Below are 15,516 nucleotides of genomic sequence, written 5' to 3'. Positions count from 1 at the left end.
TCCTAATTTGGGTGTATTATTCGTAATTAAAGGGAATGTTAATTAAATAAAATGATTACATTTCGCACTTTAAAAATACCCACATGAGAAAAACTTTACTACTGCTTACTTTATGCGCTTCGTTTTTTGGGCTGGATGCCCATTCACAGGAGCCATATACGTTACAGGTTTATGAAGATGCCGTTTTTTACGGTATGTATGAAGGCACTGTGTCTACCCCGGTACCGGAAGGTGCCATACGCAACAACAATACCTCTTATGGTAAAAAACTGACTGCTGAGCAAATTGCACAGATAGGTAATAAACTTACCATTAATGTATCTGCATCTGCGCTGTGTGACGATTATGACCGTATAGGTGGTGTAAACCTTGCATTTGTGCCTAAAGGTGCTACATCTTATGAATACAGGGGCGTGCGCCGTATAGAGGTTGGCAGGTTCATAACACCATTTATGAATAACATCACAAGGACTCCAACATCTGTTCCTTATACTTTTGACGTTGACAATTTAACCTACATACTTCATGATGAAGTTTTAGCTGCGGAATATGATTTTTGGCTGGAACTGGAGATTTATGGATACCAGGGAGCGCCAAATGCTAATACCGGTGGTGCCCAGTGGGACTTTTTAGCATCAGGGCTTTGTAATAATCGTAACGATGTTTATAAAGGTTCTCTTGAACTTGTTTCAAGCACCGATACGTCAGTTCCTGCAAGGGGCGATCTTTATTTCAAAGACATGGCTTTTAAATTTGAGCTAAAAAACTATGTACAGGCTACAGAAACTAACTATTTTGGACAAGGTACTGATGAGTTGAATACAACGGTAAGGTCTATAACCTTTACCCTTGATAAGCCAATTAAAGATGCCGAATTTAGCCTTATTACATCTAACCACGGTTCTAATAGTGGTGGTGAAGAGTATATCAGAAGATGGCATTACGCATACCTTGATGGCGTAGAAAAACTTCGTTACAGGCCGGGCGAAAACTGTGAGCCTTACAGGCAATATAATACTATGCCAAACGGTATATATGGCCCTACGATACTTACTGCTGCCCAGTGGGCGCAGTTTAGCAACTGGTGTCCGGGTGCAAGAATTGTTACCCGTGTTATTCCGCTTGGAGACCTTGCAGCAGGAGAGCATACATTTAAGATTACAGTACCTGCAGCTACCTTTACCGGTGGACAGGGATATTTCCCTATGTCATTATATGTACAGGGTAATGAGGCTATAGCTGCCAATGTAGATGGTTTTGCAAAAAACAGCTTTAGTGTATACCCGAACCCGGTAACTGATATTGCTACTATTGCCAGTACAGGCGAACCTGTAAAATCGTTCTCTGTTGTAAATACTCTTGGACAAGTGGTTCTTAAAGGAAACGGTGCTGCTATAAACATGGCACAACTTCAAAATGGGGTTTACATAGTTAATGCAGAATTTGATGGTGGCCAGGTGCTGACACAGAAGATAGTTAAGAAATAATTTTGTTTTTAGTTTATCATTGATAGGCCCGTTCGCTTTTAGCGGACGGGCTTTTTATATTTACAAGATATCCCTTTTAGATTTTATGAAGAAAATAGGTATTGGGCTTTTGCTGCTTTTGTTTTTGGCTTGTGGTATACGGCATAATGATGGGACAACTTATTTAGGCAAGGAGAACCAGTGTGCTCAGCTTTATGCCTCAAAAGAATATTTTGGAAAGACGTTTTATTACGGTGTTAATAATAAAGATACCATGGTGTTTATTTCAGGTGATAACATTAAAATTGATGACGGTAAGAAGAGTTTTGTTAATATACAAGGGCTTAAAAAAGTTAACCATATTACGTCAGGTAATGATACGCTGCACTTTTATTATAGTACAAAATCAGTTAATGGCGACTTGAAAATTCTGACCGGAAATGGTGCTCCGGGTCTTTATAAAAATATGATGTATACTTATAGTTGTTTTCCTTTTCTACTAAAAAGGGCTGAAGTGTTTTTTAAAGAATAAAATCTAAACAGATTGTAAATAGATTAAAAAGTAACCTTTGCCATAACGTTTGGGGTACGCATTAGCCCAAAAGTATTTACCCGGTCTATGTCGTTACCTGTGCTGCTAACCCTGTAATAGCGGTTAAGTGTATTTGTCCTGTTAAGCAGGTTAAGTATTGAAATTCCGGTTTGTAGATTCGAATTTTTAGAAAGCCTTACTGAATAGCCAATAGAAAAATTCATTTGAAAATAACTCTTAAGCCTGTGCCCGTTAGGGTAATCATATATAATGGCAGCGCTGCCATCATCGGCTACTGGCAGGTTTATGAAAGGTGGAGTATAGGGGCGGCCACTAAAAAATTTAGAGCCTAACGATATTTTCAGGTTTTTCCACTCATATGTAACGGCATTGTTTACCGTATGAGGTAGCTCAAAGTTGCTTGAAAAAACAGAGGGTTCCAGCTTAGTAAAATGATAGTTATTGTGGTTATAAGCATAGCTTAGCCATACATAAAAATGCTTAAACTGCTTTTGTACTAAAAACTCAGAGCCCAGTACCTCATAATATCCTGTGGCGTCAATAAGTTCATACTGGTTTTGGAAAGCCTGCCCGCCTGTGGTAATGCCGCTTACTTTTTTATAAAAATTATCAAGCGATATCAATAGTCCATTTCGTTTGTAAGTAAGTCCTACAGATGCCTGGCTGCTGCGTTGTACCGGTATGTCATTATTATTAGCCAGTACCCAACGACGTTTTTCTATACCCAGAAAATCTTCCTGCAATTGTACAACCTGGCTTGTAGTCTGGCTTTTGCGTTCGCCCTGCAGGCTTACCTGCCAGTCCTGCCCCAGTTTATAGGTAAGGCTTAAGCGCGGTTCTGCATACAACAATCCAAAAGGTTCTATATAATTAAACCGTATGCCTCCCAGTATATACAATGGTTTTTCTGTGGTACCATATTCGGCCTGGGCAATGGCAGCATGTGTTTTTACAGATCCTCTCAGGTCGCGTTCATATTCCGGAAAGTCAATAAAGTCGCGATTTTTAATGGTTATCTGGTTATATTGGTAGCCACCTTTTAGTTTAAGTCCGTTGTTGAAATTATAAGTGTGCGCAGCCTGAAAACCGGCATCGTTTATAATATTTTGTTGCAGGGTATTACGCCCCCCATCCTGAAAACTGGAGTTGAGGGCATCTACGTTGTAATATGAGGCATAAAAAGAAGCTTCTGTAGTATTATGCAAATCCCACGTGCCATGCCAGGCAGCCGTTCCGCCAAGTGTTAGCTGGCTAAGGCTGCTGTTTTTTATAATAAGACCAAAGGGCATAAAGGTACTTTGTGTAAAGGTCAGGCTGTTTTTTATACCAATGGCATCAACATAGATATGATGCTTTTTGCCTATTTTTTTATGCACCTGTGCTGTAAAATCGTAAAAGTAAAATTCCTTGTCGCTCCTGTAATAGAGGTCATCGTTGGTATTAAGGCCTGTAACTACTGTGTTCTGAAAAATACGCTGCGAATATTTTGTGTAAGTAGGAAAATCAATAACATCGGTGTATGACCTGCGGGCAGAGAGCTCAATATTAGTAGTGGGCGATGTTTTTATACGGGTATAGGCATCAATACTAATCATATTAGCGCCTACGCTGCCCGATGTTCTTTCTATATCTTCGGGATGTGACGATATGTTTACCGTACTGGATACGCTTTCGCCAAAAAAAGCAGAAGTGCCATTTTTTGATATTTCTATATTATGTGCCAGGTTAGGGTTAAAGGCAGATATAAGCCCAAAGAAATGACCCGTTTGAAAAAGACGGATACCGTTCCATGTAAAAAGGTTCTGGTCGTGTGTACCACCGCGTACATTGATGTTGCTTACGGTTTCGTCTATACTGTTTATACCGGGCAGCTGCTGCATGGCCTGTAGTACATCGGCTTCTATAAGCCCGGGAAGGATACCAAATTTAGAAGGCTTAATGTTGTAGCTGCCGTTTTTAAGCTTGGCAATACCCGTAGCCAGATAACGCTCTGTTACTATTTCCTGAAGTTCATGCGGGGCAGGTATCATTTTTATTTCTGCACAGTCGCCATAGGTTTCTGCTACGGCATAGGTTTTTGTAGCATAGGCAACGTGCTCTATAAATACCTGGTTTACAGATTTAGGGAAAGTAAAATAGCCATCTTTACCGGTAAGCAATGTAGTGGTGCCATATTGTACTACCGCATCTTCAAGCGGGTTGCCATTTTCATCCGTAATAAAAGCACAGTGCGTGCGCACCTCTGTTTTACGGGTAGCACTTATAGATATGTAAATGCCAATTTGCTTAAAATTTAGTAGTGTGCGGTTGCTTATAAAAATAAGCTTAGCTTTAAGCGGAAGGCGCGCTTCGGGCGGAAATATAGCATGCCCTGCTACGTCTTCTTCAAGATAATTGAATTTTACGTGGTGCTGTTTTGTAATCGCTTCGAGTATTGTTTTTAATTCTACACTTTTATTTTCATCCTGCCCATACACACGGGGGACGAAAAAAAAAAAGGAAAGTATTAATATAACATACCCGGTTTCACGCGTCATTCAGCAGATAGGATGATTTTATTGCCCTGTTTTTTATAGTTCAGGTTATAAGGGCCCATAACTATATCAAGAGCAGTGTTCAGGTCTTTTGTAGGTATGGTACCGTTGTAGCTTTTTGTAGAAACAGTTCCTGCAAGCTCTATGGTAACCCCAAACTGACGTTCCAGTTCAGCTACTACATTTTTAATATTTTCAGTTACAAATACCGCTTCATGGCGCACCCATCCCGGTTCAGATGCTTTTACATCCGGCAGGTTCAGGTTAGTGCCGTTTTCAAAAGCTACGGTTTTTCCCGGTGTAAGCAGTATGGTTTCATTAGGTGTGGTAACTTTTACCTTACCCTCATAGCAGGTAACGTCCAGTCGGCTGCCACGGGCTTTTACGTTAAACTGCGTTCCTACTACAGTTACAGTACCCAGAGGTGTAACGACATCAAAGGTTTTACCCTTCGCTGCTTTAAAGTAAGCCTCGCCGTTTAGTTCAAGCACACGGTTGTTAGACCAGTTAAATTCTTTATAATTAGCCTCGGTGCCGGCATTAAGCGTTACCTGAGAATCGTCTGGCAGGCTAAATGTGTCTATTGCAGCAACACCCGCATGTTGTTTTGTAGTATGTGCAGCATATAAAAAGAAGCTAAGCCCCATGGCAATAAACAGTACAGCCGCTACGCGGGGCATCCATACGTTTAGCTTTCGCACCTTAGGCTGCGGGTGGTTTTTATTTGCGTTTATCCTTGCATATAGTGCAGGCATATCTGCTACAGGAGCTGTAAGCTCTGCTGAGTATTTTTTTATCTTGCTGTAAGTGGCATATTCCGGCAACGACTCAAACTCCTTAAGTTCCTGTGCGTCCATCTCATCATTAAGCCACTTTGCTAACTTAATATCGTCCATTGCTCTTGTCTTTTTTTTAAAAACAGGCGGGTGGCAAAAAACCCTACCTAAAGTTATCAATTTGTTTGCGTAATTCCAGCAATGCGCCGCTAATTCTTTTTTCAACGGCCTTGATGCTTATCTCCAGTATTTCAGCAATTTCATGGTACTTTTTTCCTTCAATGCGATTCAGTAAAAAGGCCGTGCGTTGTGCCTCGCTCAGGCTTTCTATAGCCCTTTGCAATTTAGCCTTAAACTGGTCTTCTTCCAGCAGGAATTCGGGGCTCTGCGAGTCGGTATTTGTAATGTTACTTTTCTTTGCATATTCCAGGACCACTTTTTGGTGGGCTATCTGGTTTAGCGTGGTGTTATTTGCCACGGTATATATAAATGCTTTGGCTTTTTCCGGAGGTACATTTGCACAGTTTTCCCATAGTTTTATAAAAGCCTCCTGGGTTATATCTTCTGCCTGGTCCTGGTTGCCAAATTTATAGAACAGATAATTACGCAGCGTCCTGGCATGTGTTGCAAAAAAGTTAGAAAAGGTAAGTTCCTCACATATTCCCCTTTGTCTTTCATCATTCATAAGCGGCTGTAAATGGGTGTTAAGGTAACAAATTTATGGTTATGGACGGTGTTAAATATAGGCTTGTAGCCAAATACTGTAAATAACAGTTGGCAAATGTTTTTCCCTACTTTAGTTTTAAGATGATGCGTATTGCCAAAGAGAGACAAACAATGCTGAATTGCCAAGATTGCCTATTTGTTAACCACATTATATATTCTAAAACCCTGAAATGTTTACTAATAATCTTACATTCTTAAATTGATGAATTATAATTTATTTTTTTTAATAATTTATTTTGTTTTATTTTAAAAATTAACTAAATTTAGAAAACATTTGAGTTAGTGTAAAACTGACAAGTAAACCTTAGTTGATAGTTTTTATTAAGGAGCCTGCTACAACTATGTAGCAGGTTTTTTTATTTATTTTTTTAGTCAGAAAAGTAGGGTGTTTTAGAACATGGCTGTTATAGTACAACATATTAAGAATTAAAAATTATCATTGAAAAAGAAACATTTAATTTAATTTTTCTCCTGCCGGTGCCTTAGGGTGCCGGTTTTTTTTTGATGTTAAGCCAGGTTTAAATAGCTGATTGTTTGTTTAATGCGAATTCTCGGTCAAATAGTGTAAATTCTCGACGGGCCTTTGTGGTCTTGCTAAAACGCTGTAGTTTTATAATAGCATTGTAAAAGGTGTAATCTTTAAACAGATTTAGGTGGAAATGCCGGCTCCCCCAGAGCCGGCTTCTTTATATTCTGTAAGCGTTAACCATGCCATAAAAATATATGGTTGCTGTATTAAGTGTCTTTTTCTTACATTGATTTATGCGCAAAGGCTAAAACTTTTAAATAATGGCTGTTAATTGTCCATTTTTTATTTTATAACTCCTTACTTCAAAATCAAATCCTTAAATTTGCGCTTCTTTAAATGAAACCACATTATGTTTGATAATTTAAGCGATAAATTAGATAAGGCATTCCATATACTGAAAGGCCACGGAAAGATTACCGATGTAAACGTAGCCGACACCCTTAAAGAGGTGCGCCGTGCATTACTTGATGCCGACGTTAACTTTAAGATAGCCAAAGACTTTACAACCCGCGTGCGCGATAAGGCACTGGGCGAAAACGTACTTACAACGCTACAGCCGGGTCAGCTTATGGTTAAGATTGTTAAAGACGAACTTACCGAGCTTATGGGGGGAGAAACTGCCGGGGTTAACCTTAGCGGAAACCCTACAGTTATACTTATGTCGGGCTTACAGGGTAGTGGTAAAACTACCTTCTCTGGTAAGCTGGCTAATTACCTTAAAACAAAAAAGAACAAAAAACCGCTTCTTGTAGCGTGTGATATTTACCGCCCTGCGGCCATCAACCAGCTTCATGTTGTAGGAGGTCAGATAGGAGTAGAGGTGTATAGCGAAGAAGGCAACCGCAACCCTGTAGAAATTGCCCAGAACGCTATTAAGCACGCTAAGGCTAACGGCTTTAACGTGGTTATTGTAGATACCGCCGGCCGCCTTGCCGTAGACGAGGAGATGATGAACGAGATTGCTAACGTTCATAAAGCTATAGAGCCGCACGAAACCCTGTTTGTGGTAGATGCCATGACGGGCCAGGATGCTGTAAACACTGCAAAAGCCTTTAACGACAGGCTTAACTTTGATGGTGTTATCCTTACCAAGCTTGATGGCGATACACGCGGTGGTGCTGCCATCACCATTAAATCGGTAGTAGATAAGCCTATCAAGTTCATCGGTACCGGAGAGAAGATGGAGGCTATAGACGTGTTTTACCCTGCACGTATGGCTGAGCGTATTCTTGGTATGGGCGACGTGGTGTCGCTTGTAGAGCGTGCGCAGGAGCAGTATGACGAAGAAGAGGCACGCAAACTACAAAAGAAAATCGCGAAGAACGAATTTGGTTTTGACGATTTCCTTTCGCAGATACAGCAGGTTAAAAAAATGGGTAACATGAAAGACCTTGTTGGGATGATTCCCGGTGCAGGCAAAGCCCTTAAAGATGTAGAGATAGAAGATGATGCCTTTAAGCACATCGAAGCCATAATACACAGTATGACCCCGGGCGAGCGTAGCAAACCTGCAACTATAGATGTTAAGCGTAAAAACCGTATTGCTAAAGGTTCTGGTACCAGCGTACAGCAGGTAAACCAATTGCTAAAGCAGTTTGACCAGATGAGCAAAATGATGAAGATGATGCAGGGCGGTGCCGGCAAAAACCTTATGCGCATGATGGGTGGCATGAAAGGAATGCAGGGGTAGCAGCAGCTTTGCTGCTACAGTTTATGGTTGCCAATCAGAACGTTGAACGCATAACCCTAAACTACAAACAATAAACAACAACAACTACAAACATAAAGAATGCAACTACTCGACGGAAAAAAAGTCTCTGAAGACATTAAGAATGAAATAGCTGCCGAGGTAGCAAAAATGAAAGCCAATGGCGAAAAGGTGCCGCACCTTGCTGCTGTGCTTGTAGGTAACGACGGAGCCAGCCTTACTTATGTAGGTAGCAAAGTAAAATCGTGCGAAAAGATAGGTTTTGAAAGTACCCTGATAAAACTACCTGCTACCATTAGCGAGCTTGAACTTTTAAAGAAAATTGAAGAGCTTAACCAGAATGACGATATTGATGGTTTTATAGTACAGTTACCGCTGCCTAAGCAAATAGACGAGCAAAAAGTACTTATGGCTATCGACCCAAGTAAAGACGTGGATGGTTTCCACCCTGAAAACTTTGGTAAAATGGCGCTTGATATGACAACGTTCATTCCGGCTACACCGTTTGGTATCCTTGAATTGCTTGAGCGTTATAACGTAGAAACTGCGGGTAAACATACCGTGGTTATAGGCCGCAGCCACATTGTGGGCCGCCCTATGAGCATACTAATGGGCCGCAAGGGCTTTCCGGGTAACAGTACCGTAACTCTTACGCACAGCCATACTAAGAATATTAGCCAGATCACCACACAGGCAGATATTATCATTACAGCACTGGGTGTACCTAACTACCTGAAAGCCGAAATGGTTAAAGACGATGTAGTGGTTATAGACGTGGGCATTACCCGCGTACCGGATGAAACTAACGAGAAAGGTTATAAAATTACCGGCGACGTAGACTTTGAAAATGTTAGCAAAAAGGCCAGCTTTATTACCCCGGTTCCGGGTGGTGTAGGGCCTATGACAATTGCAATGCTTCTTAAGAACACGCTATTGGCAAGGGAATTGCGAAAAGTGAAAAAATAAGATTTTAGAAATATATGAGAATCCCGTTTGCAATAAGCAGACGGGATTTTTTGTTTTTAGCAGGTTCGGGAATAAGTAGTACTAAGTGAAAATATGTGTTAGCTTGAATATTTTTCTCGCAAAGCCGCGAAGCTTTGCGATTCATTAGTAGCATGTTAATTAAATCAGTTGTACCGCTTTGCGACTTCGCGGCTTTGCGAGAAATTTTTAAAATTGTTAGACTAATTTATATGCTCAGAATGATATAATACACCATCATAGCTGAATATTTTAATTCCCTAAAACAGTATAGCACAGATTTTGCTATATTTAAGCAAACCAATCTTTATGAAATACATTTTACTCCTGCTCCTGTTTCCTCTATTTGCAATTGCCCAGACACCGGCCGAAAAACAATCTTTTAAAAACCGCGATAAATATCTTTTTGCAGCCCGCCCGGTACAGAAGAAATTTCTTAGCACAATTCCGTTTGATGGTAAAGACGACCAAATTGTCGTGCCGGTTATCATTGCCGGAGAAACCTACCACTTTTTATTTGATACCGGGGCAGCTACTGTTATATCTGAAGAAATTGCAGCCAGGCTTGCCCTAAAGCCATTGTTTAAAAATAATATAGTTGATGGTTCAGGAACAGTACAGGAAGAACCATTTTACAGTATGCCAAACGTACAATTTGGTGGTGTAGAATTTAAGAATATGGTGGCTATTGTATCTGATATGAAGAAGTTTGAAACACTATATTGCGTTAAGATCGATGGTTTACTGGGTACTAATTTAATGCGTACCTGCCACTGGAAAATCGATTATAAAAACGAGGTTATTACCATGTCTGACAAAGCCATTAAGCCCGGAGATAATTTTTATGCCGTTGATTTTAATGAGGGTTTTTCGGGTTCGCCCATGCTTGAGCTTTTTATGGGAGATTATAGCGTAAATATGCTGATGGATACTGGTTTTAACGGAGGCTATTCGATACCCGACAGCCTTTATTTTAAAAGCCGTAAAAATCATGAAAAGCCCTTTAAAAAAGGTTATGGCACTACCACGATCACGCTCTTTGAAAATGATTATAAAGAAAGATATATGGGCATTGTAGATAGTGTTTATATAGCGAACAAAAGGCATTTGGTTTTAAACGGTGTTGCAGATATAGATCATGCTGATACCTTTCTGATGGGGAATGATATTTTTAAAGGATTTGGCGAAGTGATACTCGACTGGAAAAAACGCCGCATTTACCTTCCTGAAAAAGTTGTAGATGTAAATGGAGAGTACAATACCTTTGGTTTTGCTCCTGTTTATAAAGATGGTAATGTAACCGTTTCTATAGTCTGGGAGGGTAGCAATGCGTTTAAACACGGCATAGAATCAGGCGATGCTGTGACCGCTATAAATGGCCAAAATACGGTAGATATTGATTCCGGGATATGGTGCGGAATCTTAGAACAGATACGGGGAAAAATGGCTTCTGAGGTTAGTGTGTCGCTACTAAAAAAGGATGGAAGTACTATAATGTGTACACTTAAGCGTACTAATATCCTGCAATAAATTATACCTTTTTTTATATATTTAGTCCAAAGTTTTAAATGTCACACAGAGATGTCGTGTCGCAAAGCTTTGCGACTTATAAGTCGATTGTGTGTTAACTTAAGTAAGGATACATCTTTGCGCCTCTGCGCCTTTGCGAGAAAAAATATTTGAACTATATTATGTTTACTTTTAGTATTAGATGGAGCAGATTTAAAACAGGCTTCTGATTCCAAATCCTCAAATGCCCGTTTTTACCTACCTTTCCGTTTCCAAAACACATCACATGAAGAAATTACTTTTTACCGCCCTCCTGGTAGGGTTTGTAGCCTATGCGCAACAGCCATTGCCCACTATAGGCAGTATTGAAACCTACGACCCTGAATTTACAAAACTCCTGTTGCCCGATGCTAAGATAGAAGTACTTGCTACCGGTTTTGTATGGAGCGAAGGCCCTGTTTGGGTTAAAGACGGCGGTTACCTGCTGTTTAGCGATGCACCGCAAAATACCATTTTTCGCTGGGACGAAAAGGATGGGCTAAAGACATTCCTTAAGCCGTCCGGCTATACGGGCTTAGGGAAATACAGCGATGAACCCGGCAGTAACGGCCTGCTAATTAATACCAACGGCGAACTCGTAGCCTGCGAGCATGGCGACCGCCGCATAAGTAAAATGAACCTTACACTGGGTGGCAAGGTTACCTTGGCCGATAAATGGGAGGGTAAGCGCTTTAGTAGCCCTAATGATATTTGCCAGCACAGTAACGGTACCTATTATTTTACCGATCCGCCGTATGGATTGCCGGGCAGGGAAGGAGATACCGCAAACCGTGAGCAAAAAGCAGAAGGGGTTTACAGTATTACACCTGATAGCACGGTGCGTCAGGTAGTGTCTAACCTTGCCAGGCCAAATGGTGTGGCGCTTTCGCCGGATGAAAAGACGTTATATGTTAGCCAGAGTAATGGGCAAACACCATACATCATGGCGTATCCGGTTAAGAAAGATGGCCAGCTAGGCGAGGGAAAAGTATTTTTCGATTTTAGTAAACAGCGCAGCGACATAAGCCGTGCCGCAGCAGATGGTATAAAAATAGATGCCGGTGGCTATATGTTTGCTGGTGCAGCAAATGGCGTTGTGGTGATATCGCCTAAGGGTAAGTTAATAGGCAGGATATTTACAGGAGTGCCCACAAGTAACTGTGCCTTTGGTGGAGATTACCTTTACATTACCGCACACCATTACCTGTGCCGTATTAAACTGGCCTGGTACTAAAAAAAATAAGGCTTCCCAAACCCCGGGGGAAGCCTTGCTCAAAAAAAATCTTTGTGGAAAATTGGTTGCCACCGTCTTGAAATGAGGTTGGTTTGCAATACGGCTAAAAGCTTTTGCACAACAAAATGCTGTTGTTAAATTAATACTATTTGCTAAATATTATCTCCTGAACCAAAAATAGGAGGTTAGGTTCAAAAAAAAAATACCTATAAGTAGGTATTTTTTAAGGTTCTGTTAACAAATTTTGATTGAAAAAAGGAATTAGAAATTAGTAGCAGAACTTACGCTTCTCCATGTTTCAATTTCATTTTTAATCAGTTCCAGTTTCTTTTCGGCCATGTCTACAGCGTCAGTACCTAAAAAGAGGTATAAAGGTGCAGCATCGCCTTCGGCAATTTTTATCATTTCAGCTACGCCTTTTGCAGGGTCGCCGGGCTGATTGCCGTTTATTTCAATCTCGTGCATTCTTTGAGATTCCCTTACACTTGAATAAGCATCCAGTGCATTTTTAGGTGTAGCCAGTGATGACGACTCTAAAAAGTTTGTCCTGAAGTAGCCCGGCAGTACCAGCGTGGTTTTTATGCCAAATGGCTTAGCTTCTTCGGCAAGGGCTTCGGTAAAGCCTGCCATCGCAAATTTAGTTGCACAGTAAATACCAAACCCGGGGAATCCGCCAAAAAAGCCTCCTATAGATGATATGTTAAAAATGTGCCCGCTGCCCTGTTCCCTAAGGTAAGGTAGTGCCTGGCGGATAACGTTAAGCGATCCGTATACGTTTACCTCAAAGTTCTGGCGGGTTTCTGCATCGCTAAGTTCTTCAACAGCGCCAAGCAGGCCATAACCGGCGTTGTTTACTACTACGTCTATACGGCCAAATTTGGCAATAGTAGCATCAACGGCTGTTTTTACACTCTGCTCATCTGTAAGGTTAACCTCCAGCCCAAGCAGGTTAGGGTGTGTGCCTGCTGCTTTTTCAAGCGATGCAAGGCTGCGCGATGTAGCGGCTACGTTATCACCTTTTTGTAATAATTGTTCAATAAAAATCAACCCAAAGCCCTGGCTGGCTCCGGTAATAAACCATGTTTTAGTTGCCATAATGTTTTATGTAAAGTGTTTAGAAATTAAAAATCGGTAGAAAAGCTGGTGTTTTTAAATGTTTCGATCTCTCCGGCCACGGTTTCGATCTTGGCGGTTGCCCTGTTGTAGGCATCGCTGCCTAAAAACAGGCGTTGTGGTGGGTTAGCATCAAAACCCAGGGCTATCATGGCGGCAGCGGCTTTTTCGGGGTCGCCTGCCTGCTGGCCGTTATAGCTCAATAGTTTTGTATGCGCAGCCCTTACATCTTCATATTCTGCTATCGGGGTTTTTGGCAGTGCAATAGAATCATCGGTTAAAAATTGCGTGCGAAATCCTCCGGGTGCTACTACAGTTGCCTTAATGCCAAACGCTTTTACATCTTCTGCCAGCACTTCGGTAAGGCCAAAGATGGCGAATTTAGTACCTGCGTAAGCTGACCAGCCCGTAGCGGCAGCATAACCTGCAATAGATGAAATGTTGATGATGTGCCCGCTGCGTTGCTGCCTCATATAAGGTAACGTATGGCGAATGGTATTGATGGTGCCAAAAACATTGACATCAAAAGCGGCGCGAATTTCGGTATCGGTAAGTTCTTCAAGGCTGCCGCCAATGCCGTAGCCTGCATTGTTTATCAATACATCAAGGCTGCCAAAGTGGGTATGCGCCTGTTGTATTGCGTTTTTTACAGAAGTGTCGTCGGCCAGGTTTACTTCCAGTGCAAGAAAGTTGTTGCTGTTGCTGCCCACAGCATCTTTAAGCTGTTGCAGGTTTCTTGATGTTGCCGCTACGTTTTGCCCGGCAGCCAGCAGTTGGTTTACAAGGGCGAGCCCAAGCCCTTTAGAAGCCCCGGTTACTAACCAGGTTTTTACAGTCTGATTTTGCATGATGTGTACTTAATTTTGATAGGACAAAGTTAAGGCAGCCATGCAGGCAGGTGTTTACGCTAATCAAACCAATGATTGCAAAATTCAAACAATCCTGAAATTAGTAGGGGTTTGGGAGGTTTGCTTCTTGAAAAAGTTGTTAAAATGGCTGGCTTCCTCAAAGCCAAGGCTGTTGCTTATCTCGGCAATGTTCCAGTCAGTATGCTTAAGCAGCGCTTTGGCTTCAGCCACCAGGCGTTCTCCTATAAGGGTAGTGGTGGTTTTTCCGGTTGTGGTTTTAATGGCGCGGTTAAGGTGGTTAACGTGTACAGATAGCGATTCGGCAAAATCGGCAGCAGAGCGCATGGTAAAGCGTTGTGCCGGCGTTTCTATAGGAAACTGCCTTTCGAGCAACTCGTTAAATACAGCAGTAATGCGGGTGCTGGCGTTGGGGTGGTCGTACAGGCTTACCGATGCTTCATTTTTTAATGCCAGGTGTATAAGTTCCAGTAAATAGCTGTGCAGTAGGTCGTACTTAAAGGTGTAGTCAGAGTTTATCTCTGTAAGCATTTTTTCAAAAATTTCCGACATAGCATCATCCTGCGGTTCGTTCAGCACGTAAGATGGCTTACCACCAATAGCAAACATGGGCAGGTCTGCCAATGCAGTACGCGATTTTTCGGTGAAAAAATCAGGTGTAAAAATGCAGAAAAAACCGGTCATGTTACCATCCAGCGACTCCCATGTGTACGGTACCTGCGGGTTAAAGAATATGAGCGATACGCCATTTACCTCTATGCTCTTATCTGCATAATGGTAGCGGTTGTTGCCACGTATAAGTGTAATCTTGTAATAATCCCGGCGGGCATAGTTTATGGGGCTGCCGTGGTGGCAGTCTTCCAGCCGGAAAACATTAAAGTGGCCCGCGCCCTTATTAAAGTTAGCCGGTATTTGCTGGCGCTTGTGCTCATAAAATTCCTGAAGGCTTTCTGTTTCCATAATTATACATCATTACAAAATTCAAACAAATATACATATTTTGTTTTATATGTTCATTTGCCCTTTTTTTATAGGTAGGGTAAACGCACCATAAAAAAAAGCCACGAATTTTCACAAATTTTAAGAACCATTAAATTCGTTATATTTAAAGTGGAATGAAAATTTGTGAAAATTCGAGGAATTCGTGGCAAAAAAATTAAGCAAATAAAGTGATGGCTTGTCCTTGTTTTGCAGGTTTTACCGTTCGGCATTTAAAAAGAACCGTTCGTCATAATTATAATTGTATGTTAAGAATATATACTACTTTTGAAATAACAAAAACCAAATACCAAACTAAAACAGAACAATTATGATTACAGTTGTAGTACACGTTATTAAAGTAGCCATACATTTTGTGGTGTCTTTATTCTAAAAAATATCTTTTAAATCATCAATCAAAGAACAGGCAGTAGTGCGGGCCTAATCAATCCGTGTGCGCTATTGCAACCATTAATTTCGTGTTAGTTAAACGAAACGGGC

The 15,516-nt window shown here is 41.2% G+C and carries 12 protein-coding genes; 6 read left to right on the top strand and 6 right to left on the bottom strand.

Annotated elements, in window-relative coordinates; all coding sequences use genetic code 11:
• Positions 1-83 precede the first annotated feature (83 nt).
• The gene (locus DYH63_RS14055; RefSeq protein WP_116789402.1) at positions 84-1,487 is read left to right on the top strand and encodes a peptide-N-glycosidase F-related protein; all 1,404 of its coding nucleotides are present in this window, start codon (positions 84-86) and stop codon (positions 1,485-1,487) included.
• A gap of 85 nt (positions 1,488-1,572) precedes the next feature.
• On the top strand, positions 1,573-1,998 hold the full coding sequence (locus DYH63_RS14050; protein ID WP_116789401.1) for a hypothetical protein: 426 nt from the start codon (positions 1,573-1,575) through the stop codon (positions 1,996-1,998).
• Between the two features lie 23 nt (positions 1,999-2,021).
• Here DYH63_RS14050 and DYH63_RS14045 read toward each other — a convergent pair whose 3' ends face one another.
• Genes DYH63_RS14045 through DYH63_RS14035 form a run of 3 tightly spaced genes read right to left on the bottom strand, consistent with a single transcriptional unit; the run spans position 2,022 to position 6,014 of the window.
• Positions 2,022-4,556, bottom strand: coding sequence for a TonB-dependent receptor plug domain-containing protein (locus tag DYH63_RS14045; protein ID WP_116789400.1), 2,535 nt, complete (start codon positions 4,554-4,556; stop codon positions 2,022-2,024).
• A complete protein-coding gene (locus tag DYH63_RS14040; RefSeq protein ID WP_116789399.1) occupies positions 4,553-5,449 on the bottom strand; it encodes a FecR family protein in 897 nt (298 codons plus the stop codon). The genes DYH63_RS14045 and DYH63_RS14040 overlap by 4 nt, the downstream gene beginning before the upstream one ends.
• A 43-nt stretch (positions 5,450-5,492) precedes the next feature.
• Positions 5,493-6,014, bottom strand: a complete 522-nt coding sequence (locus DYH63_RS14035; RefSeq protein ID WP_116789398.1) for an RNA polymerase sigma factor — start codon at positions 6,012-6,014, stop codon at positions 5,493-5,495.
• A 919-nt stretch (positions 6,015-6,933) separates the two neighbouring features.
• On the opposite strand from DYH63_RS14035, the gene ffh reads away from it, so the two are divergent.
• The 4 genes from ffh (at position 6,934) to DYH63_RS14015 (ending at position 12,058) form a co-directional block, all read left to right on the top strand.
• On the top strand, positions 6,934-8,274 hold the full coding sequence (ffh, locus tag DYH63_RS14030) for a signal recognition particle protein (RefSeq protein WP_116789397.1): 1,341 nt from the start codon (positions 6,934-6,936) through the stop codon (positions 8,272-8,274).
• Between the two features lie 99 nt (positions 8,275-8,373).
• Positions 8,374-9,258 carry a bifunctional 5,10-methylenetetrahydrofolate dehydrogenase/5,10-methenyltetrahydrofolate cyclohydrolase gene (locus DYH63_RS14025; protein WP_116789396.1) on the top strand — a complete coding sequence of 295 codons (885 nt, stop codon included), beginning with the start codon at positions 8,374-8,376 and terminating at the stop codon, positions 9,256-9,258.
• Between the two features lie 327 nt (positions 9,259-9,585).
• Positions 9,586-10,806: an aspartyl protease family protein gene (locus DYH63_RS14020; protein WP_116789395.1), complete on the top strand. Its 1,221-nt coding sequence runs from the start codon at positions 9,586-9,588 to the stop codon at positions 10,804-10,806.
• A 265-nt stretch (positions 10,807-11,071) separates the two neighbouring features.
• Positions 11,072-12,058: an SMP-30/gluconolactonase/LRE family protein gene (locus tag DYH63_RS14015; protein WP_116789394.1), complete on the top strand. Its 987-nt coding sequence runs from the start codon at positions 11,072-11,074 to the stop codon at positions 12,056-12,058.
• Between the two features lie 261 nt (positions 12,059-12,319).
• On the opposite strand, the gene DYH63_RS14010 is transcribed toward DYH63_RS14015, so the two are convergent.
• The 3 genes from DYH63_RS14010 to DYH63_RS14000 form a co-directional block, all read right to left on the bottom strand.
• Positions 12,320-13,153, bottom strand: a complete 834-nt coding sequence (locus DYH63_RS14010) for an SDR family NAD(P)-dependent oxidoreductase (protein ID WP_369692783.1) — start codon at positions 13,151-13,153, stop codon at positions 12,320-12,322.
• A gap of 26 nt (positions 13,154-13,179) precedes the next feature.
• Entirely contained in the window at positions 13,180-14,019 is an 840-nt protein-coding gene (locus DYH63_RS14005) for an SDR family NAD(P)-dependent oxidoreductase (RefSeq protein ID WP_116789392.1), read from the bottom strand.
• An 84-nt stretch (positions 14,020-14,103) separates the two neighbouring features.
• On the bottom strand, positions 14,104-14,997 hold the full coding sequence (locus DYH63_RS14000) for a helix-turn-helix domain-containing protein (RefSeq protein WP_205528253.1): 894 nt from the start codon (positions 14,995-14,997) through the stop codon (positions 14,104-14,106).
• Positions 14,998-15,516 lie beyond the last annotated feature (519 nt).

The sequence above is a fragment of the Flavobacterium psychrotrophum genome (assembly GCF_003403075.1).
GTDB classification, from domain to species: domain Bacteria; phylum Bacteroidota; class Bacteroidia; order Flavobacteriales; family Flavobacteriaceae; genus Flavobacterium; species Flavobacterium psychrotrophum.
The sequence above is the reverse complement of the archived record's forward strand: the minus strand, read 5'-3'. Positions and strand labels throughout refer to the sequence as shown.

Excerpts from the sequence above, each read along its gene's own strand:
- DYH63_RS14055 (WP_116789402.1), top strand. The coding sequence starts at position 84 with ATGAGAAAAACTTTACTACTGCTTACTTTATGCGCTTCGTTTTTTGGG.
- DYH63_RS14050 (WP_116789401.1), top strand. The coding sequence starts at position 1,573 with ATGAAGAAAATAGGTATTGGGCTTTTGCTGCTTTTGTTTTTGGCTTGT.
- DYH63_RS14045 (WP_116789400.1), bottom strand. The coding sequence starts at position 4,556 with ATGACGCGTGAAACCGGGTATGTTATATTAATACTTTCCTTTTTTTTT.
- DYH63_RS14040 (WP_116789399.1), bottom strand. The coding sequence starts at position 5,449 with ATGGACGATATTAAGTTAGCAAAGTGGCTTAATGATGAGATGGACGCA.
- DYH63_RS14035 (WP_116789398.1), bottom strand. The coding sequence starts at position 6,014 with ATGAATGATGAAAGACAAAGGGGAATATGTGAGGAACTTACCTTTTCT.
- ffh (WP_116789397.1), top strand. The coding sequence starts at position 6,934 with ATGTTTGATAATTTAAGCGATAAATTAGATAAGGCATTCCATATACTG.
- DYH63_RS14025 (WP_116789396.1), top strand. The coding sequence starts at position 8,374 with ATGCAACTACTCGACGGAAAAAAAGTCTCTGAAGACATTAAGAATGAA.
- DYH63_RS14020 (WP_116789395.1), top strand. The coding sequence starts at position 9,586 with ATGAAATACATTTTACTCCTGCTCCTGTTTCCTCTATTTGCAATTGCC.
- DYH63_RS14015 (WP_116789394.1), top strand. The coding sequence starts at position 11,072 with ATGAAGAAATTACTTTTTACCGCCCTCCTGGTAGGGTTTGTAGCCTAT.
- DYH63_RS14010 (WP_369692783.1), bottom strand. The coding sequence starts at position 13,153 with ATGGCAACTAAAACATGGTTTATTACCGGAGCCAGCCAGGGCTTTGGG.
- DYH63_RS14005 (WP_116789392.1), bottom strand. The coding sequence starts at position 14,019 with ATGCAAAATCAGACTGTAAAAACCTGGTTAGTAACCGGGGCTTCTAAA.
- DYH63_RS14000 (WP_205528253.1), bottom strand. The coding sequence starts at position 14,997 with ATGGAAACAGAAAGCCTTCAGGAATTTTATGAGCACAAGCGCCAGCAA.